We start from the raw sequence: 26581 nt of genomic DNA, 5'->3' as shown, positions 1-26581 counted from the left end.
ACTACCGCTAACGAGAGGGGAGCGGGCTCAGGCGCCGTCCTCCTCTTCTTCGTCGGCGCGCCGGCGCGAGCGCTGACGCTGGAGGTTCTGCTTGCGGCGCTGGAGGGCGGACTCGCGCTCCTCAGCCTCGGCGGCGGCTCCGCCGGGGCCCGCCTCGGGCGGCTTGAGCAGCGCCGCCAGGGCCTGCACGGTGACGCCCTCGTAGAGACTGGAGGCCGGCACGTCCACCTTCAGCTTCCGCTTTAGCCTGTCGCTGAGCTGCACGGCGATGAGCGAGTCACCTCCGAGCTCGAAGAAGTTGTCCTGGATGCCGATGGGGCCCACGCCGAGCGACTGCTGCCACAGGTCCACCAGCGTGCGCTCCAGCTCCGAGGACGGCGCCACGTACGCGCTGCGCAGGCTGGCGGGGCGGGCGTGCAGGGGACGCGTGCTCGCATCGGGCTCGGCCCCGGTCGTCGCGGCGGGTGCCGTCTCGCGAGGCGCCACCCAGCGGCTCAGGCGCGCGCCCAGGTCATGCGTGGACACGGCCATGTAGGGGCCCGTGGCGTGTGCGATTGCGCGAGTGAAGGCGTCGGCGCCCTGCTCGGGGGAGAGGGCGAGCCGGTCCAGCTCCGCGCCCCGGGTGCCGGGGTGCGCGCCGTAGTCCTCCACGCGCACCACGTCCCAGCCCAGGCTCAGCCAGTGCCGGCCCTCGCGGGAGCGGGCCTGGGCGAAGGCGTCCTGGTACAGGCTCGCCGCCGCGTGCGCGGCAGTGGCCACGCCACCCAGCACCGCGGAGACGGAGGAGCCCACCACGCGGAAGTCGAGCGCCCGGTCTCCCAGCGCCGCGTCCAGCAGGGCCAGGCCCCGGGCGCGCGGCTCGAAGTGCCACGCGTTGACGCTGGCGTCCGTCTCGGAGACCAGTCGCGCCACCCTGTCCGGAGGCAGCCACGCGCCATGCACCACGCCGTGCAGCGCGCCGAAGCGGGCCACCGTCGCTTCCACGGCCGCCTTCATCGACTCCAGGCTGCCCAGGTCCGCTTCGAGCACCACCACCTCGGCGCCCAGCGACTCCAATTCGCGCGCGCGGCGGAGGCGCTGTGCCACCGCGTCCGTCGCGGCGTGGCCAGCGAGGTACGCGTCCCACGTGTCGCGCGCGGGGAGGCCAGGAGCCTCCACGCACACCAGCTTCACGCCCCTCGCGCCCCGCGCGAGCCCCCGGGCCTGCATGGCGCCCATGCCGCCCAGTCCGTGGGTGACGAGGTACACGCCGCCCTCGCGCACCGGAGTGGAAGCGGGCTGGGGCAGCGACAGCGGCTCCACGGCCTGCGCCCAGCGGTGCGGTCCGCGCAGCGCCACCACGGCGTCGGGACTGGCGGAGCGCAATTCGGCGCGCAGGGCGCGCACGGTGCTTTCAGGAAGCTGCGTGCTCGCGGAAGGCAGCACCACGTCGACGTTGCGGAAGGCGAGGTGCGGGTGTTCCTGCGGCACCACGCGGCACGGGCCCAGCAGGGTGGCCTTCTCCGGGGACAACGCCTCGTCGCCCGTCACGTCATGCAGGTGGTTGGACACCACCCAGACGCCGCAGGGGCGGTCCGGCGCATGCTCGGCCAGGGCTCGCGACAGGGCCAGGAGGCTCAGGTAGCCGCCGGGCTGCGCCTGGGCGAAGGAGGCGGGCACGTCGCGCGTGAGGCTCCACAGGTGCAGCACTGCATCGGGAAGCAGCGTCGCTGCACGCAGGGCTCCCAAGAGCGCGCCGAAGTCAGCGACCGAGTCCGGCGCCAAGGTGAAGTCCCGCTCTCCCTTTTGGGAGTAGCCCGTTCCGGGCCGCACGCGGATGACGATGCGCTCCTCGCCGGGCTCCGGGGCCAGCACCGCATCACCGGCGGAGACCTCATCCTCCAGCACCAGCCAGACGCGACGCGCGGACTCCTTCGTGGATGCCGACGCCAGGGGCGCGCGCTTCCAGGAGGGCACGTAGAACCACTGTTCCATCGGCGCCTGCGCCTGGGGCGTCGCGCTTTCGCGCACGGCGGAGGCGCTCGCGCTGGCAGCGGGAGCCTCCAGGGCCTGTGCGGCGGGCTCCACCCAGAAGCGCTGGCGCTCGAAGGGGTAGGTGGGCAGCGGCAGACGCTGGCGGCGCTCCGTGCCGTGGAGGCTCTTCCAGTCCACGGTGGCGCCGGCCTGCCACAGCCGGCCGAGCGTCTCGTACGCGAGCGGCGCCGCACCGGCGGGCGCGGTGTCCTGCGGCAGCGGCATGGAGGGAAGCACGGCGCGCGCGGGCGTGTACTCCGGGTGGCGCTTCGCCAGCCGTCCGAGCACCTGGCCGGGACCGACCTCCAGCAGCACCCGCTTGGGGTCGGAGAAGAGGGCGTGCAGGCCATCCGCGAAGCGCACCGCGCCGCGCAGGTGTTGGGCCCAGTAGCGCGGGCTCGTCGCCTGCTCCGCGGTAATCCACGTGCCCGTGACGTTGGAGATGAAGGGCAGGGTGGGCGCCCGCAGCGGCACCGCCGCCACCTGGGTGGTGAAGGCGTCGAGGATGGGGTCCATCATCGCCGAGTGGAACGCGTGCGACGTCACCAGCACGTGGCACTGTACGCCCGCGTCCTTGAGCTGCTTCTGTGCCGCCTCCACCGCCTCATGGGGGCCGGACAGCACGCACTGCATGGGGGAGTTCAGCGCGGCGAGGCTCAGTCCGGCCGCGAGGTACGGCTGCACCTCGTCCTCGGACAGCGGGACCGCGAGCATGGCGCCCGAGGGCAGCCCCTGCATCAGCCGCCCACGCGCGGCCACCAATTGCAGCGCGTGCTCCAGGGTGAGGACCCCGGCGAGGCACGCGGCCACGTACTCGCCGATGCTGTGTCCCAGCATGGCGGCGGGCTTCACGCCCCAGGACATCCACAGGCGCGCGGTGGCGTACTCCAGGGTGAACAGGGCGGGCTGCGTGAGCGACGTCTGCGCCAGCTTGCGGCCACACTCCTCTGCCGCCTCGGGCTTCGGGTACAGCACCGTGCGCAGGTCCAGTCCGTCCAGGTGACGCTTCAGCGTCTCCGCGCACCGGTCCACCTCGGCGCGGAACACGGGCTCGGAGTCATACAGCGCGCGGCCCATGTCCACGTGCTGCGAGCCCTGGCCGGGGAAGAGGAAGGCCACCGGGCGCTCCACCGCGTCCTGCGACTCGGTGAGCACGCGCGGGCCCTGCGGCTGGGCCAGCGCCTGCACCGCGTCCTCCACGCTGCTCGCCAGCACGAAGCGGCGGTGCGCGAAGCGCTGGCGTCCGGCCTGGAGCGTCCATGCCACGTCCGCCAGATTCACACCCGGCTGGCTCCGCAGCGCCTCCGCCAGCCGCTGCGTGGCGGACTCCAGCGCCGTGGGCGTGCGCGCGGAGACGGGCAGCAGGTGCCACGCGCGGCGCGAAGGCGCGCTGGCGGGAAGTCGGGGCGGCTCCTCCAGCACGACGTGCGCGTTGGTGCCGCCCACGCCGAAGGAGCTGACTCCGGCGCGGCGCGGCGTGGGGCCCGTGGGCCAGGGCTTGAGCGCCGCGTTGACGTAGAAGGGGCTGCCGTCGAAGTCGATGGCCGGGTTGGGACGCTCGTAGTGGAGGCTGGGCGGCAGCTCGCCGTGGCTCAGCGCCATCACCGTCTTCATCAGGCCGGTGATGCCCGCGGCCGCGTCCAGGTGGCCCACGTTGCCCTTCACCGAGCCCAGGGCACAGAAGCGCCGCCGCTGGGTGGTGGCGCGGAAGGCCTTGGTGAGGGCCTGCACTTCAATCGGGTCTCCCAGCGGCGTGGCGGTGCCGTGCGCCTCCACGTAGCTGATGGCGTCCGCGTCCAGGCCCGACGCGGCGAGCGCCTCCGCCACCACCTGCGCCTGACCCTCCACGCTGGGCGCGGTGTAGCCCGCCTTCAGCGAGCCGTCGTTGTTGGTGGCCGAGCCCTTGATGACGGCGTGGATGGTGTCCCCGTCGTCCACCGCGGCCCGCAGCTTCTTGAGCACCACCACGCCCGCGCCGCTGCCGAACAGCGTGCCCTGCGCCTTCGCGTCGAAGGGCCGGCAGCGTCCGTCCGGGGACGTCATGCCGCCTTCCTGGTAGCGGTACCCGTGCAGGAAGCTCACGTTGATGGACGCGCCGCCCGCGAGCGCCATGTCGCACTCGCCGTTGAGCAGGCTCTGGCAGGCCTGGTGCACCGCCACCAGCGACGTGGAGCACGCGCTCTGCACCGTGTGGCTCGTGCCGCGCAGGTTGAGCTTGTAGGAGACGCGGGTGGCCAGGAAGTCGCCACCGTTGCCGATGTTGACCTGCACCGGGTCGAAGGCCGCCAGCACGCGCGGGTTCCGCGCGAGGTTCATCAACAGGTACGTGTTGAGCGTGGCGCCGCCATACACGGAGACGAGACCGGAGTAGTCACGCGGTGAGTAGCCCGCGTGCTCCAGCGCCTCCCAGCAGACCTCCAGGAAGACGCGGTGCTGCGGGTCGGTCAGCTCCGCCTCGCGCGGCGGCATGTCGAAGAAGGCGGCGTCGAAGGACTCCGGCTCTGGCAGCACGGCGGCGGCCCTGACGAAGGACGGGTCCTCCAACTGCTCCTCGGGCACTCCGGCCGCGCGGCTCTCCTCGCGCGTGAAGTGGTTGATGGACTCCACGCCGCCCCGGACGTTGGCCCACAGCTCCGCGACGCTTCGCGCTCCAGGGAAGCGTCCGGACATGCCGATGATGGCGATGTCGGCGTCGTCAATCTCCAGCGTCGGTCGGCTGTCCACGTCTTCGACTCCAGGGTTGCGTGTCTCGGTGTTGCACTACAGAGCGGCGGGCCGCGCTACTCGCGCCGGCTGCGCCGCTCCCGCCGCTGTGCGCCGCGGCTCTGGCTGGCCTCGAAACCAGGAGTCTCCGCCGAGGCGGCCTGTCCCAGCTTCTTCGCCAGGGTGGCCACCGTGGGGGCCTCGAAGACGGAGGTGAGCGGCACGTCCCGCCCCAGCTCCCGCTTCAGGCGCCCGACAATCTTCAGCCACAGGAGCGAGTTGCCTCCCAGGTCGAAGAAGTTGTCGTGGATGCCGAGCTGCTCCAGGCCGAGCTGCTCCTGCCACACCCGCGCCAGCGCGAGCTCCACGTCGTCGGTGGGCGCCACGTACTCGGTGCCCAGCGTGGGCCGCGCGTGCAGCGCGCCGCCGGCCGAGTCCTTCTTCGCCGCCGCGCCTTCGCGCCGCACCCACTGCGCCAGCCGCGCGTCCAGGTTGCCCGTGGACACCACCACCTGTCCGGCCAGCGGGGCCTCCACCACGCGGCGGAAGGCCTCCACCGCCTCGGTGGCGGACATGGCGAACTGGTCGATGCTGGTCTGCACCGCGCGCTCGCCCTCGGCGACCACGGGCCAGCCGTCCCAGTTGGTGCTCAGCCAGCGCGCCTGGCCGTCCCGCGAGCGTGACGCCGCGAAGGAGTCCAGGAACGCATTGGCCGCGCCGTACGCCGCGAGCCCCAGGCCGCCCAGCACGGCCGCGTTGGAGGACACCAGCAGGACGAAGTCCAGCGGGCGGCCCGCCAGCGCCGCCTCCAGCGCATACGTGCCATGCACCTTCGCCCGGAAGTGGGGCGCGCACGTGGCCGCGTCCAGCCCGCTGAGCAGCGCCACCGCGCCGTCACCGGCCAGGCCCGCCGCGTGGATGACACCATCGACCGTTCCGAAGCGGGCATCCGCCTCCGCGAGCACCCCGCGAAGCTGGGCCGGGTCCGAGACATCCGCGCGGGCCACCAGCACCTCCGCACCCGCGGCCTCCAGCGCCTGGACCGCGCGCTGGCGCCGGTCGTCCACATCCCCCGCGCCCGAGCGGCCCACCAGCACCAGCCGCGCCTGATGGTTCCGCGCCAGGTGGTTCGCGAGCAGCAGGCCCACGCCACCCAGGCCGCCGGTGATGAGGTACACGCCGCGCGTCTTGAGGGGCCGGGCCGCCGGTGCATCCGATTCAATCCGCTGCGGCTCGTACGTCTGCGCGTGCCGGTGCGAGCCACGCCACGCGACGACGGGCTCGAACGAGCCGGACGTCACCTCGCGCAGCAGCGCCTCGGTGGCCATCGCCACCGGGGCCCGCAGGTCCACGTAGCGGCAGGCCAGGGTGTCCTGCTCCTGCGCAATCACCTTGCACAGCGCGACCAGCGGAGCGTGCTCGGGAGCCACCGCGTCCGCGCTCTCCACCTCCAGCGCCTCGCGGCCCACCACCGTCAACTCCACCGGACCGGGCAGATCCGCCTCGGCCAGCGCCTGTGACAGCTTCAGCACGCCGAGGAAGCCACGCTCCTGCGACTCCTCGAAGCGCGCCCCGGGAGGGAGCGCCTCCACGCCGACGGGGGCATCCAGGCTCCACAGGTACACCGCGCGGTCCACCTTGAAGTCGCGGGCCTTCAGCGCGCGCAGCACGCTGGCGAAGTCCTCGCGCTCACGCGGGTCCACGGTGAAGTGCTGCTCCGTCTCCGCGTTGAAGCGGGAGCCCGGGGTGACTCGCACGACGGAGTGGCCCTGTCGCTCCAGCCGCTCCGCCAGGGCCGCGCCAATGCCGCGCGCGTCCTGGAAGACGAGCCAGCCGCGCGCCTCCACCGGAGCCGCCGTGGGCAGCGGCAGCGGCGCGCGCTGCCACGAGGGCAGGTAGAACCAGCCAGCCACGTCCGCGCTCTTGCGCGCCAGGCCCTTGCGGCGCGACGAGGCGGCCTCCGGCGCGAGCCAGTAGTCCTGGCCCTCGAAGGGGTAGGTGGGCAGCGGCACGCGCAGGCGCCGCGCTCCGCCGTGTACGGCGCTCCAGTCCACCTCCATGCCCGCGGCCCACAGCCGGCCGAGCACGGTGGCGAGGAACTCGTCATCCGCCACCGGGTCCTGCGGGTGGCGCAGCGAGGAGAGCACCGGAGGCGCCTTGGGCCCCGTGAGCTGCAGGCGCGCCAGCGTGCCCAGCGTGCGGCCCGGGCCCACCTCCAGGTAGACGCGGCCGGGCTGGGTGGCCAGCGTGCGCACGCCGTCGCCGAAGCGCACCGTCTGCCGCAGGTGCCGCGTCCAGTACGCCGGGTCTGCGGCCTCCTCGGGCGTCATCCACGTGCCGGTGACGTTGGAGACAATCGGCAGCGTGGGCGCGTTGCGCTTCAGCGTCCCGACGAAGGCCTGGAAGCGCGCCAGAATCGGCTCCACCAGGTGCGAGTGCGCCGCCACGTCGATGGGGATGTGGCGGAACTCCACCTCGCGCTTCGTCAGCTCCGCGGCCAGCGCTTCAATCGCCTCCACCGTGCCTGCCACCACGCACTGCGAGGGCCCGTTCACCGCGGCCATGGACAGCGTGGTCCCCAGCAGCGGGCGCACCTCGGCCTCGGGCAGGGGCACGCTGAGCATGCCGCCACCGGGCAGCTCCTCGAAGAGCTTGCCGCGCAGCACCACCAGCGCCAGCGCGTCCTCCAGCGAGAAGACGCCCGCGAGGCAGGCCGCCGCGTACTCGCCCAGGCTGTGGCCGATGAGCGCCTCGGGCTTCACGCCCCAGGACTGCCACAGCTGCGCCAGCGCGTACTCCACCGTGAAGAGCGCGGGCAGCGCCAGCGAGGTGCGCTTGAGCTTCCGCACCGCGTCCTCGGCGCGCGACGCGTCCGGGTACATGTCCGGCCGCAGGTCGAAGCCCAGCCGGGGGCGGAGCAGCTCACAGCACTTGTCCACCGCCTCGCGGAACACCTTCTCGGAGGCGTACAGGCCGCGGCCCATGTCCGGGTACTGCGCGCCGCCGCCGGGGAACATGAAGACGGCGGAGGGCACGGTGTTGCCCGGCGCCAGCGTGAAGGTGCGCTGCGGGTCCTTCGTCTCCAGCGCCCGCAGCGCGTCCTCGCGCTCACGGCACACCACCACGCGGCGGTGCTCCATGGGCTTGCGGCCCGCCTGGAGCGTCCACGCCACGTCCGCGAGCGCCTGCTCGGGGTGCGCGTCCAGGTGCTGCTTCAGCCCGGTGGTCAGGGTCTCCAGCGCGCTCGGCGTCTTCGCGGACAGCGCCAGCAATTGCCAGGGGCGGGGCGCGTCGCCGGGCGCGGTGGCCGGGGCCTCCTCCAGCACCAGGTGCGCGTTGGTGCCGCCGATGCCGAACGAGCTGACGCCCGCGCGCCGGGCCGTGGGGCCTTCCGGCCAGGGCTTCAGGGTGGCGTTGACGTAGAAGGGGCTGCTGTCGAAGTCGATGCGCGGGTTGGGCTTCTCGTAGTTCAGGCTGGGCGGCAGCTCGCCGTGCTCCAGCGCGAGCACCGTCTTCACCAGCCCCGTCACGCCCGCCGCCGCGTCCAGGTGGCCCACGTTGGTCTTCACCGAGCCCAGCCCGCAGAAGCCGCGCTTGTCGGTGCCGGCGCGGAACGCCTGGGTGAGCGCCTGCACCTCCACGGGGTCACCCAGCGGCGTCGCGGTGCCGTGCGCCTCCACGTAGGTGACGGAGTCCGGAGACACCTCCGCCACGGCCTGCGCGCGGGCGATGACCTCCGCCTGGCCCTCCACGCCGGGCGCGGTGTAGCCCACCTTCACCGCGCCGTCGTTGTTGATGGCCGAGCCACGGATGACGGCGTGGATGGTGTCGCCGTCGTTGAGCGCGTCCTCCAGCCGCTTGAGCACCACCACGCCCGCGCCGCTGCCGAACAGCGTGCCCTGGCCCTGGGCGTCGAACGCGCGGCAGTGCCCGTCCGGAGAGGTGATGCCACCCTCCTGGAAGTGGTAGCCCGAGCGCTGCGGCATGTGCACGGACACGCCGCCCGCGAGCGCCACGTCGCACTGGTAGCCCAGCAGCGCCTGGCAGGCGAGGTGCGTGGCCACCAGGGACGTGGAGCAGCCCGTCTGCACCGTGAGGGCAGGGCCCTTGAGGTTGAAGTGGTACGCCACGCGCGTGGCGAGGAAGTCCTTGTCGTTGCCCACCATGGCCGGGAAGGTGTCCTCGGCCTGCTGGAACTCCGCGCGGGTGAGCAGGTTGAACAGCAGGTAGCTGCTCAGGCTGGAGCCGGCGTAGACGCCCGTGGCTCCCTGGATGCGGCCCGGGGCGTAGCCCGCGTGCTCCAGCGCCTTCCACGCGCACTCCAGGAAGATGCGGTGCTGCGGGTCCAGCAGCTCCGCCTCGCGGGGCGCATAGCCGAAGAAGGCCGCGTCGAAGCGGCCGGGCCGCTCCAGCACGGGCGCCGCGCGGACGAAGTTCGGATTGGCGAGGAACGCCGGCTCCACGCCGAGCGACTTGAGCGCCTCGTCGGTGAAGAACGAGATGGCCTCCACGCCGCCGCGCAGCACGCGCCAGAACGCGTCCACGTCCTCCGCGCCGGGCACCCGCACGGACATTCCGACGATGGCTACCGCGAGCCCCGCGTCCCCCTCGTACTGGCTGTGACGACCCATGACGCTCTACCCCTGCTTCCTTGCGCGCTGCTGCTGGCGCTTGAGACTTTCGAGCTGCTTCTTCGCCCGGTCCTGGGCGGCTTCCACCGGCGCGGCGCCGGAGGCAGGCTCCTGCCGCAGGTGGCGGGCGAGGGCGCTGATGGTCGGGTGCTCCAACAGCTTCAGCAGCGCCAGGTCCTGCCCCAGCGCCGCCTTGAGCTGTGTGTGCACCTGCACCATCAGCAGCGAGTGCCCGCCCAGGTCGAAGAAGTTGTCGTGCACGCCCACCTGCTCCAGCTTGAGCACCCGCCGCCACACCTCGGCGATCTGCTGCTCCAGCTGGCTCTGCGGCGCCACGTACGCCGCGCGCGAGGCCCGGGCCGCCGTCGGCGCGGGCAGCGCCTTGCGGTCCACCTTGCCGTTGGGCGTGAGCGGCAGCGCAGGCAGCTCCACCAGCAGCGACGGCACCATGTGCTCGGGCAGTCGCAGCGCCACCGCGTCGCGCAGCGCCGTCGCATCCACCGGCTGTCCGTCGCGCGGCACCACGTACGCGACGAGGCGCACGTCGCCCGGCTCGTCCTCGCGCGCCACCACCACGGCCTCGCGCACCGCCGGCTGCGACGCCAGCACCGCCTCGATTTCACCTGCTTCGATGCGGAAGCCGCGCACCTTGAGCTGGTAGTCGACGCGGCCGAGGAACTCCACCGTGCCGTCCTCGCGCCACCGCGCCCGGTCTCCCGTGCGGTACAGCCGCGCGCCCGGCTCGCGTGCGAACGGGTCCGGCACGAAGCGCTCCGCCGTCAGCTCCGGCCGCGCCAGGTAGCCGCGCACCACGCCCGCGCCGCCGATGAACAGCTCGCCGGGCACGCCCACCGGCACCGGCCGCAGCTTCGCGTCCACGATGTAGAACTGCGTCCGGGTGAAGGGCGAGCCAATCGACGCCACCGGCCCGGCCTCCTGCGTCACGCCGTGCGTGGAGGACCAGATGGTGGTCTCCGTGGGGCCGTACATGTTGACCAGCTCGGCGCCCTCCGGCAGCGCCGCCTTCAGCGACGCGGCCAGCGGGGAGGGCAGGGCCTCGCCACCCACCATCAGCCGGCGCAGGCCGCCCAGGGCCTCGGCGGACTCGGGGTCGGCCAGCAGCGCGCGCGCCAGCGAGGGCGTGCACTGCAGGTGCGTCACCACGTGCTCGCGGAGCTGGAGCGGAATCGGACGCGCGCCACCGGAGCGGCGGCTGTCCCTGTCGCTGCGGGCCTTCACCTCGTTCAAGAGAGGCAGGCTGGACAGCACCGTGTCCGCGGGGATGCCGAAGTCGATGAGGCAGCCCACCTCGTCCACGCCGGACGCCTTGAGCCGCTCCACCTGCTCGCGCACGGAGCGGGGCGTGCCGAAGAGGCCGCTCGTCTCGAAGTAGCGCTCGAAGGCGTGGCCGGCCAGCCGGTCCAGGTCCGCCTCGGTGAACGCGGCGGAGCCCATGTCCACGCCCAGCGTGCCCGCCAGGCCGCGCATCAGGTCCGCGGAGCTCTTGAGGTAGTTGCGGAAGGGCTTCTCCACCACCGCGCGCACCTTGCCGGCGTCCTCGCCGATGAAGGTGTGCAGCATGAGGGTGACGTGGCCGTCGCCCGGGTGGCCCGCCGCGCGCCAGGCGTCGCGGTAGAGGGCCAGCTTCTTCTCCAGGTCCTCCCACGTCTGTCCCAGCAGGTGGGTGAGGACGTGGCAGCCCAGCCGGCCCGCGGAGATGAACGTCTCCGGATTGCCCGCGGCGGTGAGCCACACCGGCAGCTCCGCCTGCACGGGACGGGGCCGCAGCGTCACGTCCACCTGGGTGCCCGCGCCGCCCGGCATCCGTACCGTCTCGCCGCGCCACAGCCGGCGCACGGTGTCCAGCCCCTCGAGCATCAGCTCGCGGCGCTTCTCGTAACGCTCCGGCGCGAAGACGAAGTCGTTGGCGTGCCAGCCGGAGGCGACGGAGATGCCGACGCGGCCCTGGGACAGGTTGTCCACCAGCGCCCACTCCTCCGCCACGCGCACCGGGTGGTGCAGCGGCAGCACCACGCTGCCGGCGCGGATGCCCACGCGCTCGGTGACGGCGGCAATCGCCGCGCCCGCCACGGAGGGGTTGGGGTAGAGCCCGCCGAAGGCGTGGAAGTGGCGCTCCGGCGTCCACACCGCCGCGAAGCCATTCCGGTCCGCGAACTTCGCGCCCTCCATCAGCAGCCGGTAGCGGTTGCCCCCCGCGTCGTCCGCGTCGTCCGCGAAGTAGAAGAGGCTGAACTCCGCCGGCTTGCGACGCGCCGCCGAGACGCGGGCGGGCGCCTTCAGCAGCGCGCCCTCACCCTGCACCACCACCTTGAAGCCGCGCGTGAGCGTCCACAGCAGCTCCAGCACGGAGATGTCGAAGGAGATGCTGGTGACGGCCAGCCACGAGCCCGCGGGCTGGTGGCCCACGCGCGCGTCCATGGCGGTGAAGAAGTTGTCCACGCCGCCGTGCGGCACCATGACGCCCTTGGGGCGCCCCGTGGAGCCGGACGTGTAGATGACGTAGGCCAGGTTCTCCGGGCCCGTGCCGGACGGCGGAGGCCCGTCATTGCCCACGGCCGCGAAGGCGTCCGGGCCGTCCAGCAGCACGGTGCGCGCGCGGCCGGCGGGCACGGTGCCGTCCAGGTGCGCCTCGGTGAGCAGCACCGCCGCCCCCGAGTCCTCCAGCATGTACGCCAGCCGCTCGCGCGGGTAGTCAGGGTCCAGCGGCACGTACGCGGCGCCGGCCTTGAGCACGCCGAGCATCGCCACCACCATCCGCGCCGAGCGCTCCACGCACAGGCCCACCCGCACCTCGGGGCCCACGCCCAGGCTTCGCAGGTGCCAGGCCAGCGCGTCGCTCCGCCGGTCCAGCTCCGCGTAGGTGAGCGTCTCGTCGTCCCCGGCCACCGCCACCGCGTCCGGCGTGCGCGCCGCCTGGGCGCGAAGCTGCGCGTGGACGCAGCGGGCCGCGTCCTCGGGCGCGGGCGGGGTGAAGTCGTTCCACTCCACCAGCAGCCGCTTCGACTCCTCGCTGGTGAGCAGCGGCAGGTCCTCCACGCGGGCGTCCGGCGCGTCCACCACCGCGCGCAGCAGCGTCTCCAGGTGGCCGGCCAGCCGCGCCGTCGTGGAAGGCGCGAAGAGGTCGGTGCGGTACTCCAGCGCGCCCGTCAGGCCGTCCGCCGTCTCCACCAGAGACAGCTGGAGGTCGAACTTCGACGTGCCCTCCACCGCGCCATCCGGCACCGGCAGCACCGGCGTCCACGCCATGCCCGGCACGGCCATGTCCGTGGGGGGCAGCGCCTCCAGCAGGAGGCTCGTCTGGAACAGCGGGTTGTCCGCGCCGCGGGCCACGCGGGCCGCGCCCACCACCTCCTCGAAGGGCAGGTCCGCATGGGCCAGCGCCTCGTGGAAGGTGCGCCGGGTGCGGGCGAGCAGCTCGCGGAACGTGGGCTGTCCGGAGACGTCCTCGCGCAGCACCAGCGTGTGGGCGAAGAAGCCCACCAGGTCCCGCAGCTCGGCGCGCTCGCGGTTGGCCACCACGGTGCCCACGCCGAAGTCCTCCTGCCCGCTGTAGCGGTGGAGCAGCGCCGTCCACGCCGCGGCCAGGGTGACGAAGAGGGTGCAGCCCTCGCGCCGGCTCATCGCCCGCAGCTCCTCCACGAGCTGGCGGGGCACGGTGAGTCGGTGCAGCGCGCCCTGGAAGCGGGGCTCCTTCGGACGAGGCAGGTCCGTGGGCAGCTCCAGTCGCGGGAGGCCGGCCAGCTTCTGCCCCCAGTACGCACGCTGTCCGTCCAGCAGCGCGCCCAGCCCCTGCTGCCAGCGCGCGAAGTCCGGGTAGTGCAGCGCGGGCGGGGGCAGGGTGGGGGACTCGCCGGCCACGGCCGCGCGGTACAGGGCGGCCAGCTCGCGGGCCAGCACGCCAATGGACCAGCCGTCCGTGACGATGTGGTGCTGCGTCATCAGCAGCACGTGCTCCGCGTCGGCCAGGGCCACCAGCTCGGCGCGCACCAGCGGGCCTTCGCCCAGCTTGAAGGGCTCCTTCGCCTGCGCCAGCGACAGCCGGCGCAGCTCGGCGTCACGGGCCTCGGGCGCCAGCGCGCGGAGGTCCGCCTTCGGCAGCGCGAGCGGCGCGGCGGGCCGCACGTCCAGGCGCGGCTGGCCTCCGACTTCCGGGAAGGTGGAGCGCAGCACCGGGTGGCGCGCCAGCAGCGCGTCCAGGCTCCGGCGCAGCGCGGCCTCGTCCAGCGGGCCGGAGAGGCGCAGCTGGAAGTGGACGTTGTACAGCGGGCTCTCCGGCACCAGCCGGTCCAGGAACCACAGCCGCTGCTGGCCCGAGGACAGCGGCGCCTCCGCGCCCGTGGCGTCCGCCACCAGCGGGGGCGCGACGAGCGCGGACTCCGGGCGCACGCCCTTCCAGGCCTCCAGCAGCTGCGACGCGGCCGAGGCCAGCGTCGGGTTCTGCCAGAGGAAGGCCGCGGGCAGCCGCACCGCCAGCTGCGTCTCCAGCTGGCCATGCAGCTCCAGCACCATCAGCGAGTCCAGACCCAGGCCCGCCAGGTCCGTGTCGCCCGCCAGCGTCGCCGCGTCCACGTGCAGCACGCGCGCCACCGTCTGGCGCAGGAAGCGCTCCATCACCGCCGGGCGCTCCGGCTCGGACGCCGTCGTGAGCTGCTCCTTCAGTGGCACGGCCGGCGTTGCGTCCTCGGCCGGCGCGGAGGACTCGCCCGTCACCACCGAGGACTCCACCACCTCCAGCTCGCCAGCGAGGAACGCCGCCCGCGTGGCGCGGCGCTGGATCTTCCCGCTGGACGTCTTGGGGATGCTGCGCGCCTGGAGCAGCACCACGCCATGCGCGTGCACCGAGTGCTCCTCGGCCAGGGCCCGGCGCACCGCCTCCACCACCGAGGACGCGTCGAAGCCGTCGCGCGCATCCACCTCGGCCGCCAGCACCAGCCGCTCCTCGCCCTCCACGTCCACGCTGAAGGCCGCGCAGCAGCCCGCCCGCACCGTGCGGTGGGCCCGCTCCGCCGCCAGCTCCAAGTCCTGGGGGTACAGGTTGCGGCCGCGGATGATGAGCAGGTCCTTGAGCCGGCCGGTGACGAACAGCTCGCCCTCCGGGGACACGAAGCCCAAATCGCCCGTGCGCAGGAACGGCCCCTCGCCCGAGGCCAGCCGCGCGTCGAACGCGTGCGCGGACTCCTCCGGCCGCGCCCAGTAGCCCCGGGCCACGCTGGGGCCCGACACCCAGATTTCGCCCACCTCGTGCGCCGCGCACGGCACCCGCGCCTCCGGGTGGACAATGAGCATCCGCTGGTCCGGCGCGCTCACGCCCGCGCCCACCAGCGTCCGCGCCTTCGGGCCCTCCGCCTGGGCCGACGCGTCCACGCCCTTGCCGCGCTCCAGCGCCTCCGCGTCGAAGCGCCCCTGCACGACGGGCTGGCCCTTGGTGCCGCCGGTGACGATGAGGGTGGCCTCCGCCAGGCCGTAGCAGGGGTAGAAGGCGGTGGACTTGAAGCCGCTCGGGGCGAACGCCGCCGCGAAGCGCTCCAGCGTCTCGCGCCGCACCGGCTCCGCGCCGTTGAAGGCCAGGTCCCAGCTGCTCAAGTCCAGCCGCGCGCGGTCCTCGTCCGTGGCCTTCCGCACGCACAAGTCATAGGCGAAGTTGGGGCCGCCGCTGCACGTCGCCTTGTAGTGGGAGATGGCCTCCAGCCACCGCAGCGGGCGCTGCAGGAAGGCGATGGGCGACATGAGCGTGCACGGGAAGCCCAGGTACATGGGCTGGAGCACCTTCCCGATGAGCCCCATGTCATGGAACATCGGCAGCCAGCCCATGCCGGACGAGCGCGACGCATCCAGTCCGAAGCCCCGGGTGATGAGGGCCTCGTTGTGGAGGATGTTGGTGTGGCTCACCATCACCCCCTTGGGGTTGCCCGTGGAGCCCGACGTGTACTGGAGGAAGGCCGGCGAGCCGACGTCCACGTCCGGTAGCTTCCAGTCCGCCGCGCGGGCCTCGGGCACCGCGTCGCTGGCCAGCCACTGCAGCTCGCCCAGCTCCGGCGCCTGGGGCTTGAACAGCTCCGACATCTCCAGGATGAAGCTCGTCGTCAGCACGTACTTCGCGCCGGAGTCCTGGGCGATGGCGCGCAGCCGGGGCAGGGTGCGCTCCAGCCGCGTGGGGTCCGGCGGGTAGCACGGCACCGCCACCACGCCGCCGTAGAGGCAGCCCATGAAGCCGGCGACGAACTCCATGCCCGGGGGGTACAGCAGCAGCGCCCGCTCGCCCTTCGCGCCCAGCTCGCGCAGCAGCGCGCCCAGCGCCCGCGCCCGCGTGTCCAGCCGCGTGTAGCTCCACTCCTCCACCGGGCCGTCCACGTCGCCCGTCTCGAGGAAGCGGTAGAGCAGCGCGTCGCCCTTGCGCTCCGCGCGATAGCGCAGCAGGTCCACGAGCGTGGGGAAGTCGCTGGCCGCCTTCTCGTTCTGGTCACTCATGGGTGCTCCCGCCCTCAGGCGTAAGGCTGTCTGTCGGACCGGACGGATGGACGTCGCCCGGATGGCTGATTCACTTCCTGGGTGGCGGTGCGGGCCTCATCCGGACGGCGTCATCAATGCCGTCGCGGTCAGTGCCTCCCGGCACGGGCTGCCCCCCGGAGGACCTGCTCCGGTGCGGCTGGCGCCACGCGACACGGAGCGCCGGACGCCGCGAGGGGCGCCTCGGGACACCGCGGCTTTTGAATCAGGAAGGAGAGTCCAAGTCGAGCCATGCCCGCTGCCTTTCATCTCTCGTTTCTCACGGGTTGTCTAGCAGCCCACGAGGGCCCATAACCCCCTGGATTTCAAGGAACTCTGACGAGAGTGTAACTCCCTGGCTGAGGCGCTCCAGCACCGCCGTTCCGAGGTCCCCGAGCGAGGGGCACTGGCGTGTGCGAGCGCCGTGCTGCCACGGCGTGACGCCGGGCCCCGGCGCGCTGCCCCGGTCCCGGCCTCTTCCTTCCCGGTGAGGATCAGCTCTGGAGGTCAGCGCGCATCGAATCGCGCTCCTTGGCCTCGTAGAGCGCCTGGATGTTGGCGCCGCCGAAGCCGCGAGCCTTCTGCCGCTGGATGACCTCGAAGAAGAGCGTGTTCCGGGCGTGCTGCGTGCGCGTGAACACCTGCAGCAGATGGCCCCAGGCGTCGCGGTCCATCAGGATGTTGCGCTCCTGCAGCGTCTCGCGGCGGAAGCCGCACAGGTCGCCCAGCCGGGCTTCCAGCGTCTCGTAATAGTCCGGCGGCGCGTCCAATATCCTCATGCCGCCCCGGCGCAGCACGTCCACCGCCCGGGTGATGTCCGACGCCAGGAAGGCCAGGTGCTGCACGCCGGAGCCGCCGTGGGCCTGCAGGAAGTACTCGAGCTGCCCGCGCCGCGCGCCGGTGAACGGCTCCTGCATGGGAAAGCAGATGCGCCCGCCAGCGGTCTGGACCACCCGCGAGTTCATCCCGCTGTACTCGGTGCGCACGTTCTCCTCGTGCGTCTGCTCGAAGCCCAGCACGTCCAGGTAGTAGGCCACCGCGTCCATCAGCGTGCCGTGCTCCAGGCACAGGGCCACGTGGTCCAGCGCGGAGAACATCTCCTCCGTGCCTCCCGGGGCCGTCTCCAGCGGCAGGTACACGTCCGGCAGGAACACGCCCGCCGTCGAGTCGCGCTGGATGAAGGAATGCACCAGGTCCCCCGGCCCGGCGATGGTCGCCTTGACCACGCGCCCGCCCGCGCCTTCGTAGGTGATGGGCGCCTGCACCGGCCGCGCGCCCCGGCTCACCGCCTCATGGAAGGCCCCTTCCGCGTCCGGCGTCGCGAACGCCACGTCCTTCACCCCGTCGCCGTGCGCGCGCACGTAGTCCGCCACCGGGCCCTTCGAGTCGAGCGCCGAAGTGACGACCACCCGCATGCTGCCCTGCCGCAGCAGGATGGACCTGCGCCCCTCCAGCCCACTTTCGGGGGCGGCGTGAGCCACCATCCGGAATCCCAGCGCGTGGCAGAAGAAGTAGGCCGACAACATTGCGTCGCCTACATGTAGCTCCACATGATCCACGCTGGTGAGTTCCACTCGCTGCTCCAAGTCGCGTAGGCGTAGCTGTCCGTCGCCGCGTAGGCGGGACCATCCACCGGGATGGTCTGGACTTAACTATCATGGAGCACGGCTCTGACGTGAACCTCACGTATTCACGTAGGAATGGATGCGTCTGACTAGTCTGGGTCTTCAGACAAAAAAACTCAGAAGTATCGGGCGTTTGTAGCAGGTGGGGACGCGATGACGCACCTGCTGTTTTATGACGCAGCAGGCCTTGGCGCGGGCCCTGGCCGCCGTGCCGGAGTTCCGGCACGAGCGGAATCGCCGGGCTTACGGCTTGAACTGGCCGCGAAGCTCTCCCGAGTTGAAGTTGGCCGTGTGGATGTTGACGTAGAGGTTGCCGTCCTCGAAGAGCACCTTCTCGTCTTCGGTCAGCGTCTTGCGACCGATGAAGGTGCCGTTGCGGTTGTCGGTGCTCGAGACCTCCAGGTTGAAGAGGATGGGTCCGTTTTCGCCCCCTGGGGCGTTGTGGACGTGGGCGGCGCTCCCGCCGACGGGGAACAGGTCGCTGCTCAGGTTCGAGAAGCTTCCATTCACCACCAGCTCGTCACCCTCCAGCTCCGCGTTGGCGGCTCCCGTCGCCGAGGTGGTGACGGGGGGCACCTCGTTGCCTCCCGCCAGCGTCGTGTCCGCCTCCGTGTTGTTGCCACAGCCGGTGAGCCACAGGACGCAGGCCACCAGGCCCGGTACCGCGAGACGTGTCAGCATTTCCCTTCGCATCGTGACGCTCCTGTCTCCACGCCCGTGCGAGGCCCGGCGCGGGCCCCGGGGCGCGGGGTGGGGCACCCTGCGCCCGTCGCCTGGCAGGGCCAATCCGACCGGCCGGCGGGGCTTCGGACGGGGAGTGAACACGCCGCGCCAGCCCCATTCCCCGAGGCCACGCCGTGACGCGCCGATGACACCGTGGGCCAGGGCGCGGATACTCCGGCCATGCGCCTCTTCTTCCGTATCTCCACCGCCCTGGTCCTCCTGCTGGGGAGCGCCTGGGTCGCGCTCGCCCTTGCCCTGACGGGGGCGGGGGCCGAGGGGCCGCACCCGGCGCGGGCGTTGCTGGCGCTCGTGTTGGCCGGGGCGGCGGTGGCGGTGTGGCGTCGGCGCTCCGGGCTGGCGGCGGTGACGGTGGTGGCGGTGGGCTGCGTGGCGGTGTACGGCTGGATGCGGACGGTGACGCCTTCGGGCCAGCGTGACTGGGCGCCGGACCTGGCGCGCGCGGCGCGGGCGGAGGTGGACGGCTCACGCGTGACGATTCATGACGTGCGCGACTTCCGCTACCGGAGCACCTCCGACTGGGACGCGGCCTGGTACACGGCCACGTATGACGCGCGCGAGCTGACGGGGGCGTGGTTCATCGTGGAGCCGTTCTCCGGCGTCTGGGGCGCGGCGCACACCATGGTGAGCTTCGGCTTCTCGGACGGGCGCTACGTCGTCTTCTCCGTGGAGGTGCGGCGCGAGAAGGGGGAGACGTTCTCCGCCCTGGGCGGCCTGTTCCGCCAGTTCGAGCTCATCTACGTGGTGGGCGACGAGCGGGACCTCGTCCAGCTCCGCTCCAACCACCGCAAGGACGACGTGTTCCTGTACCCGGTGGACGCGTCGAAGGAGCGCATCGCCTCCTTCTTCCTGGACATGGTGGCGCGGATGAACGCGCTGCACGCCCGGCCGGAGTTCTACGACACGCTCTCCAGCAACTGCACCACCAACCTGGTGCGCCACGTGGAGAAGGTCGCCGCGGTGGACGTGCCGTATGACCACCGGACGCTGCTGCCGGCGTACTCGGACGCGCTGGCGTACGAGCTGGGCCTCATCGAGAAGGACGCGCCGCTGGAGGTGGTGCGCGCCCGGCACCTCATCAATGCGAAGGCCCAGGCGGCGGATGGCCAGCCGGACTTCTCCCGGCGCATCCGCGAGGCCCGGGCCACCGCCGACTCAGCTCCCTGAAGCGACCGCCTTCGGGCCGGCCTTCAGGTGCTTGTCATAGGCCTGCCGCAGGGCGACGAAGTAGCCGCGCTCCTCCCACAACTCCGCGAGGAGCCGGTCCGTCAGCGATTTCACCTCGGCGCTCGCCTCCGCGTCGGGCGTGCGGGGGCCCCGGTTCTTCGGGCTGAAGAAGGCGCGGGTGGCCTCGGCCATCAGCAGGCGGCTGCTGGAGAAGAGCCTGCGGAGGATTTGATTGATGGGGCGGGCGTCCACCTCCGCGCAGGCGGCGACGATGGCGTCGTGGACCTTCCTTGGCGTGTCACCCGCCAGCGAGTCCGCGTTCAGGTCCCCGCGCTCCGTCGCATGGGTGAGCAGGAAGCCGTGGTGCAGGGACAGCGAGGCCATGTCCACGCAGTCCTTCACCCAGAGGACGAAGAAGACCTTCCGGAAGAGCTTCTGCACGGGGAACAGCAGCACGCCCTTGAGGGCGCTCTTCACATGGCCGCCCAGGGAGGTGCTCACGTGCGAGCCGGCGAGCACCCCCACCGCCTTCTCGGGGGCGGGCAGGCCGTGCTCCCGGAGAATCTGCCGGACCATGCCCTCGCGCGTCTGGCGCAGGGCGTAGTCGTCCAGGAAGGGCACCGGGATGAGCGGCGTCAGCCCGGAGGCGACGGCGAGGAAGGCCACGCGGCCCACCAGCGGGGGCAGGTCGTTCTTCGAAGCAGGGCGCGACTTCGGCTCGGTCATGTCCCGTACATATGCCAATCCCGCCCGCTCATTGCGTGGGCGCAGGCGCCTGCTTCGGTGTTTCCGGGGGCGCCTGCACGAAAACGTACGGGTAGTGGACGCTGACCCTGCCGTTGCTCTGTGGACGGGGGAACGTCCAGGTCGCCACCCGCTCCAGGACGCAGCGCTCCAGCATCGGAGAGTCGGTGGTGGCGGACACCAACCGGCTCTCCCTCACCGCGCCATCCGCCTCGATGACGAACCCCACGACCAGCCGGCCTTCAGGCGTGAAGCCGCGCGTCCGGATGGTCTGCTCGTAGCAGGCCCGGATCTCCGGTCGGTGGGCTGCCAGCACCTCTTGGATGGCGTCCTTGTTCAGCTCTTCGCGAAGGGGGACGGGCATGGACGACTGCCGTGGCGTACAGGCGCTCCCGCTCAGCATCATCAGCAGCAGTGGCAGGCTCCTCATGGCTTCCTCATCCCCCCAGCATGCGGCAGCAGCAGGGAATACAGTGTGCTCATCACCGGCGTGGGCACGCCCCGGGCCCGGCCGCGCCGGGACACCGTGCCCTGGAGGTACTCCACCTCCAGCGGCTTGCCGGCCTCCACGTCCACCATCATCGACGGGCGCATGTTGTCCTGGAGCCCGTCCATGAAGCGGGCCACGTCCTCGGGAAGAGTGGTGGTCTTCACGCCCTCGGCGGCGGCGACGCGGAGCACCTCGGCGGCGGCTTCCTGGAACTGCTCGCGGAAGACAGGCCCCGCGTCCCGCAGCGGCCCCAGGGGCAGGCGGGCGGCGGTGCAGAAGCCAGACATGGCGGCGAGGAACGCGAGCTTCTCCCAGAGCGGCGCGCGCGCGTCCGCCACCGCCTCCACGTTGAGGCCCGCGCCCGCCAGCGTGTCGCGCAGGGACTGCACGCGCGCCGAGACGCGGGACGTGTCGCCGAACACCTCGCCCAGGATGATGCGGTGGAGCGTCCCCGTCTGGGTGATGACACCCGGCTCGGAGATGGCGGTGGAGATGTACGTGGTGCCGCCGATGACGGGCGCCTCACCCACGGCGGAGGCCACCTCGCCGGGGCTGTCCACCCCGTTCTGCAGCGTGAGGATGGCGGCGGTGGAGCCGCCCAGGGCCGGCCGGTCCGACGCGGCGGCCAGCGTCTTCACGGTGGGCAGCACCGAAGGGACGTCGTAGTTCTTCACCGCGAGCAGGATGACGTCCGAGGGGCCCACGCGGGCGGCGTCCTCCTCGGCGCGCACGGGGACGGTGAAGTCCCCCTCCTCGCTCCGGATGCTCAGCCCACGCTCGCGCATGGCCTTCAGGTGCGCGCCCCGGGCGAGGAACGTCACCTCATGGCCGGCGCGGACCAGCCGCGCCCCGTAGTACCCGCCCACTCCTCCCGAACCGACGATGGCGAATCGCATGGCGCGGAAGATAGCCGCGCCCCCCGCCCGCCGCTGTCCCGATTCAAGCGTCGACCGGGGAGGCCCGGCGCGTCGCGGCCGGGCTCCGGCGACTCAGCGGACCTCGGCCACCTTCGTCGCGACGTCCTCGGGGAGGGGGCGCCACGCCAGCGCCTCGGGGGCGGACTCCCGTGCCGGGGGGCGGTTGCGCGCGACGAAGGCGGCGGCGGCCTCCGGGGTGGCGCAGGCGCCGAGGATGTTCTCCGGAATCATGAAGGCGTTGGCGATGGCGTCCGCGACGCGGGGCTCCTGGCTGCCGGCAACCAGCACGTCCACCACGTGCGGCGGAGGCGGCTGGAGCAGGGCGTTGGTCCAGTGCGTCGCCGGAGCGACGGCGACCCACATCCTCTCCCCCGCCGCGCGGCAGAAGGCCTCGTCGAACGGGCGCTCCGTGCCCAGCGCGTCCAGGATGCTCGCGGCCAGCGCGAAGGCGGAGGCCGACGCCGCGTTGGCGCCCTGGCCCGCGACGGGGTCGTTCGTCACGTGGGTGTCGCCCACGGCCATGACGAAGCGGCCGTTCGCGAGCGGCGCCCAGCCCCGGCGCACCACCGGGGTGAAGGCCCCCTGAATCCAGTCCATGGGCCCCAGGACGCCGAACTCCGCGGGATTCACCCGCTCATAGGTGGCGGGCGCGAAGCGGCGCAGCCGGTCCATCAGCAGCGCCTCGAAGGCGCGCGGGTCCTCGTCGTAGCGCTGCGTGCTGAGCACCGCCAGTTCGCCCTCGGGGAGCGCTTCGATGAGGATGCTCGGGACGCGGCCGTGGCGGGAGATGACCTGCGCCTCGAAGATTTCTCCGTGGCCCGGCACCAGGTGCGCGTTCATGCCCACCGGCTCCTCCATCCGCACGCCCTTGAGCAGCGCCGCGAACAGCAGGCGCGCGGGCTTCGTGTGCGGAGACAGCTCCGGGATTCGCGGGAAGAGGGACGTCAGCCCGTTGCGGCCGGTGGCCACCACCACCAGGTCATGCTTCCGCGACAGGGACTCCAGGGCGGCGGCGTCCACGGGGAGCACCTCCAGCCGGCCTCCGCGCGCCACGAAGTCCTCGGCCAGCTTCGGCTGATACAGGCGGTAGTCCACGAAGATGGAGGACTTCTCCAGCCGGCCCTTCATGCCGAAGGACTGCGGCCCGGCATTCACGTGGATGCCCATGTGGTGCATGTCCGCCTGCGGCCCGCCCCAGTGGTCCACGTCCAGCTCCCGCTCGTGGGCCCGGGTGGGGGAGTGGTGCGCCACCGTGTTGGGCAGCCGGCCCGCGCGCAGCTTCGCGGGGTCCTGCTCCGCATAGAGCGTGACGGGAACGCCATGGGACAGCAGCTTCAGTCCGAGGTGCAAACCGGCAGTGCCGGCGCCAACGATGCCGATGCTCGCCATATGTCTCTCCTCCGCGTCCCGAGCCACGTGGCTGTGTCGGGATGGACCCCCCCCCAGGGGATATGGGGTACCCGGGCTTACCGGGAACGCGGGCTCTTAACACAATACGATTGGAGTCTTCCAATTGGGTCGCACTCGGGGGTTGAGAATTCGCGGCGGGCTTCGAAATTCTTCCCAGCTGGATGACGCGGAGCTGGGTTGGGGGGACGTGGCGGGGGCGCCTACACTCGGGTGCGATGAGCGTGTCCCTCGAGGTGGTGCTGGAAGTGGGAGACCTCGCGGACACGTCCGCGGACGCGGTGGTCTTCAAGTACGCGCAGCGGCTCTACGGCGCGGCGGGCGCGGCGGCGAAGCGGCTCGAGGCGGCGGGCGTGCCGCTGTCCCAACTGGAAGTCCAGCCGGGGGAGTACCGCTTCGTGGAGACGCGCGGGAGCCTGGCCTCGCCGCTGGCGCTCTTCGTGGGCACGGTGCGGCTGGGGGACTTCGGCTACCACGAAATCCGCCAGTTCACGGTGCGCGCGCTGAAGGCGCTGGAGTCCCACTCGGCGCTGAAGCACGTGGCGGGCACGGTGCACGGGCCCAACTACGGACTGGACGAGGATGAGGCGGTGCTCGCCTTCGTCGGCGGCCTCGTCGAGGCCTTCCAGCGCGGCACCGGGCCGCAAGGGCTGGAGCGCTTCACGGTGGTGGAGCTGGACGCGCGGCGCGCGGGCCGGCTGCGCAAGGCCATGGAGCGGGGCTTGAGCGGCACACCCGGGGTGACGGCGCTGCCGGGCGGCGGCTTCCGCGTCCAGCGGATGAGCGCCTTCGTGCAGGCGCCGCCCATGGCGTCGGCGGGCACGGTGTCCATGGCGAAGCCGCACGCCTTCGTGGCCATGCCCTTCTCGCCGGAGCTGGAGGACACCTACCACTACGGCATCCAGGGCCCGGTGAAGGCGGCGGGCCTGCTGTGCGAGCGCGTGGACCAGGCGGTGTTCGACGGCCCCATCATCCAGCGCATCAAGGAGCGCATCGACACGGCGAAGGTGGTCATCGCCGACCTGTCCATGGCGAACCCCAACGTGTACCTGGAGGTCGGCTACGCCTGGGGCAAGGGGCGGCCCACCATCCTGCTGGTGCGCGACGTGAGGGAGCTGCGCTTCGACGTGCAGTCCTACCGCTGCATCGTCTACCGGAGCATCCGCGACCTGGAGACGCTGCTGGAGCGCGAGCTGGCGCGGCTGGGCTGACGCCCGTCACCACCCGCGCGCGGCGACTTCCCATGTGGCGTGCCGGGCTCCTCCGCGCAGCACGTGCAGCCGCGCGTGCAGGTTGACGGAGGCGCAGACGTGGTTGGGCACCACGCGCACGCGGTCTCCCACGCGGGGACGCCAGGACGTGCCGGTGAGGTCCAGCATGCCGTGCTCCTCGGACAGGCTGCGCACCAGGACGTCGGGCCGGTCCAGCAGGGCGCCGTAGCCCCCGGCCGGGTCCATGCCCTCCTCCTTGGCCAGGGCCTTGGAGCCCGCGTCGATGACGGCCTGCCCCGGGACGGCGGTGCTGACCACGGTGGCGAGCACGGAGTACGCGCACTCGCTCCACGCGCACGCGCCCACGAAGACGGAGTTGCGGTCATTGAGCACGTTGATGCCGGGGCGGATTTCGGTGAGCCCGGCCACCTCGTGTGAGCGCCACAGCGTCGGCGTGGAGCCACCGCTGACCGTCTCGGGCTTCAGTCCGGCGGCGGTCAGCGCCTGCACGAAGGCACCCAGGCGGGAGGACTGCTCGCGCAGCGCGGGGCCCTGCTCGACCTGGGGCGCGCGCACGTGGCCCGGATAGAAGATGACGCCGCGGTACTCCACGCCCCGGGTGGACGCCACGGCGCGGGCCAGGGCGACGGCCTCCTCGGGCGTCTGCACGCCCACGCGGCGCATGCCCATGTCCAGCTCCACCAGCACGCCCACGGTGCGCCCGGCCTCCTGGGCGGCGCGGCCCAGTCCTTCCAGCGCCTCGGTGGAGTCGAGCGCCACGGTGAGCCGGACGCGCTCGGGCAGGCCCACGAGGCGCGCGAGCCGGGCGGCGCCCACGGGCGGGTAGGCCAGGAGCACGTCGTCCGCGACGGTGGCCATGAGCTCGGCCTCGCGAGGCGTGGCCACGGTGACACCCGCCGCGCCGGCCTGGAGCTGGAGGGTGGTGAGCTCCACCGTCTTGTGCGTCTTCGTGTGGGGACGCAAGCGCAGGCCGTGCTCGCGCGCATACGCGGCCACGCGGCGCAGGTTGGCCTCGACACGGTCCAGGTCCACGACGGCGGCGGGGGTGGGGAGCGCGTCCAGCGGGGTGGAGTCCATGTGGCGCATGGTGGCACCCGGCGACAGGCGGCTCCAGCGTGACGGTGAGCACTCGAGTCCACGACGCACGGTGGTACACAGCACCCGCGGCTCAGGCTCCCCGCCAGCAGTCGCCCGCCCGAGGTCCAATGCCCCCCCGCACCAGCGCCACGCCGGACACCCTGACGACCCGAGAGCTCAACCGCGCCACGCTCGCGCGCCAGTTGCTGCTGGAGCGGGAGAAGCTTCCGCTGCTTCGCGCGGTGGAGCGGCTCGTGGCGCTCCAGGCCCAGCAGGCGAAGCCGCCCTTCGTCGGGCTCTGGTCCCGAGTCGAGGGCTTCCGGCGGGAGGACCTCACGCGGCTGCTCCAGCGCCGCGAGGTCGTCCGCGCGACGCTGATGCGCGGCACGCTGCACCTCGCGACAGCGAAGGACTACGTGGCCCTGCGCTCCGCCTTCTCGTCCATGCTCGAGGCCTCGGCGCACGCCATCCTCCGCGAGCGCGCGGAGGGGCTGGACCTCGAGCCCCTGCTCGTCACCGCTCGCGAATACCTGGAGGAGGAGCCCCGGACCTTCGAGGAGGTGCGGGACCACCTCATGGAGCGCAACCCCAAGGCGGACGAGCGGGCCATGGGCTTCCTGGTGCGCATGTACCTGCCGCTCGTCCAGGTGCCCACGGATGAGGAGTGGGGCTTCCCACCCGCGACGGACTTCGCCCTGGCGGAGTCCTGGCTGGGCGAGCCGCTGGACACCGCACCCCGGCTCGACACGCTCGTGCTGCGCTACCTCGCCGCCTTCGGCCCCGCCACCGCGAGCGACGCGCAGACGTGGACGGGCCTCAAGGGCCTGAAGGACGTGCTGGTCTCGCTGAAGCCGAAGCTGCGCACGTTCCGCGACGAGAAGGGCCGCGAGCTGTTCGACCTGCCGAAGGCGCCGCGTCCTCCCGGGGACATGCCCGCGCCCATGCGCTTCCTCCCCGAGTTCGACAGCCTCGTCCTCGGCCATGACGACCGTGCGCGGCTGGTGGCGGACGCGCATCGCTCGAAGCTCATCACCAAGAACCTGCGCATCCCCGCCACCTTCCTGGTGGACGGCTTCGTCACGGGCACGTGGAAGGTGGAGCGGAAGAAGGCCACCGCGACGCTCGTCGCCGAGCCTTTCGAGACGCTGACGAAGAAGACGCGCGACGCGCTGGCAGGGGAGGGGGAGGCGCTGCTCCGCTTCGTCGAGCCCGACGCCCGGGCGTTCGAGGTCCGCTTCGCCTGAGCGGTCCCAGGGTCTCAGGCAAGTGCTCGACTTCCCTGGTGATTTCCCCAGGGTCATTGCGATTCGCAGGGGCGGGGACTAGG

The 26581-nt window shown here is 72.4% G+C and carries 13 protein-coding genes; 3 read left to right on the top strand and 10 right to left on the bottom strand.

Features of this window, described 5'->3' with window-relative positions; translation table 11 throughout:
* Positions 1-27: 27 nt before the first annotated feature.
* The 5 genes from G4D85_RS49670 to G4D85_RS26000 all read right to left on the bottom strand — a co-directional run bounded on the left by G4D85_RS49670 (position 28) and on the right by G4D85_RS26000 (position 18172).
* Complete coding sequence (locus tag G4D85_RS49670) at positions 28-4737, bottom strand: type I polyketide synthase (RefSeq protein WP_240359500.1); 4710 nt, start codon at positions 4735-4737, stop codon at positions 28-30.
* 56 nt (positions 4738-4793) lie between these two features.
* Positions 4794-9347 (bottom strand): type I polyketide synthase, encoded by a 4554-nt coding sequence (locus G4D85_RS26015; RefSeq protein WP_164016685.1) that lies wholly within the window; start codon positions 9345-9347, stop codon positions 4794-4796.
* Between the two features lie 6 nt (positions 9348-9353).
* Positions 9354-15836 (bottom strand): MupA/Atu3671 family FMN-dependent luciferase-like monooxygenase, encoded by a 6483-nt coding sequence (locus tag G4D85_RS26010; protein ID WP_164016683.1) that lies wholly within the window; start codon positions 15834-15836, stop codon positions 9354-9356.
* A gap of 512 nt (positions 15837-16348) precedes the next feature.
* Positions 16349-17404 (bottom strand): 4-hydroxyphenylpyruvate dioxygenase, encoded by a 1056-nt coding sequence (hppD, locus tag G4D85_RS26005; RefSeq protein WP_275900316.1) that lies wholly within the window; start codon positions 17402-17404, stop codon positions 16349-16351.
* Between the two features lie 318 nt (positions 17405-17722).
* Positions 17723-18172, bottom strand: a complete 450-nt coding sequence (locus G4D85_RS26000) for a CHRD domain-containing protein (protein ID WP_164016679.1) — start codon at positions 18170-18172, stop codon at positions 17723-17725.
* Positions 18173-18382: 210 nt separating this feature from the next.
* Between G4D85_RS26000 and G4D85_RS25995 the strand changes: the two genes are divergently transcribed.
* Complete coding sequence (locus G4D85_RS25995) at positions 18383-19387, top strand: Lnb N-terminal periplasmic domain-containing protein (RefSeq protein WP_164016677.1); 1005 nt, start codon at positions 18383-18385, stop codon at positions 19385-19387.
* On the opposite strand, the gene G4D85_RS25990 is transcribed toward G4D85_RS25995, so the two are convergent.
* The 4 genes from G4D85_RS25990 to G4D85_RS25975 form a co-directional block, all read right to left on the bottom strand.
* Positions 19376-20113, bottom strand: coding sequence for a hypothetical protein (locus G4D85_RS25990; protein ID WP_164016675.1), 738 nt, complete (start codon positions 20111-20113; stop codon positions 19376-19378). The two genes, G4D85_RS25995 and G4D85_RS25990, sit on opposite strands and share 12 nt — an antisense overlap.
* A gap of 28 nt (positions 20114-20141) precedes the next feature.
* A complete protein-coding gene (locus G4D85_RS25985; RefSeq protein WP_164016673.1) occupies positions 20142-20561 on the bottom strand; it encodes an AgmX/PglI C-terminal domain-containing protein in 420 nt (139 codons plus the stop codon).
* On the bottom strand, positions 20558-21517 hold the full coding sequence (locus G4D85_RS25980; RefSeq protein ID WP_164016671.1) for a ketopantoate reductase family protein: 960 nt from the start codon (positions 21515-21517) through the stop codon (positions 20558-20560). The genes G4D85_RS25985 and G4D85_RS25980 overlap by 4 nt, the downstream gene beginning before the upstream one ends.
* Positions 21518-21610: 93 nt before the next feature.
* The gene (locus tag G4D85_RS25975) at positions 21611-22927 is read right to left on the bottom strand and encodes a styrene monooxygenase/indole monooxygenase family protein (protein WP_164016669.1); all 1317 of its coding nucleotides are present in this window, start codon (positions 22925-22927) and stop codon (positions 21611-21613) included.
* 236 nt (positions 22928-23163) lie between these two features.
* Between G4D85_RS25975 and G4D85_RS25970 the strand changes: the two genes are divergently transcribed.
* Positions 23164-24156, top strand: a complete 993-nt coding sequence (locus G4D85_RS25970) for a TIR domain-containing protein (protein ID WP_205525704.1) — start codon at positions 23164-23166, stop codon at positions 24154-24156.
* Positions 24157-24162: 6 nt separating this feature from the next.
* Here the strand turns inward: G4D85_RS25970 and G4D85_RS25965 are convergent, their stop codons facing one another.
* Positions 24163-25263, bottom strand: a complete 1101-nt coding sequence (locus tag G4D85_RS25965) for a D-TA family PLP-dependent enzyme (protein ID WP_240359499.1) — start codon at positions 25261-25263, stop codon at positions 24163-24165.
* A gap of 119 nt (positions 25264-25382) precedes the next feature.
* On the opposite strand from G4D85_RS25965, the gene G4D85_RS25960 reads away from it, so the two are divergent.
* Positions 25383-26498, top strand: coding sequence for a winged helix DNA-binding domain-containing protein (locus G4D85_RS25960; RefSeq protein WP_164016663.1), 1116 nt, complete (start codon positions 25383-25385; stop codon positions 26496-26498).
* Positions 26499-26581: the final 83 nt, after the last annotated feature.

The organism is Pyxidicoccus trucidator (assembly GCF_010894435.1).
Classification (GTDB): Bacteria; Myxococcota; Myxococcia; order Myxococcales; family Myxococcaceae; genus Myxococcus; species Myxococcus trucidator.
The sequence above is the reverse complement of the archived record's forward strand: the minus strand, read 5'-3'. Positions and strand labels throughout refer to the sequence as shown.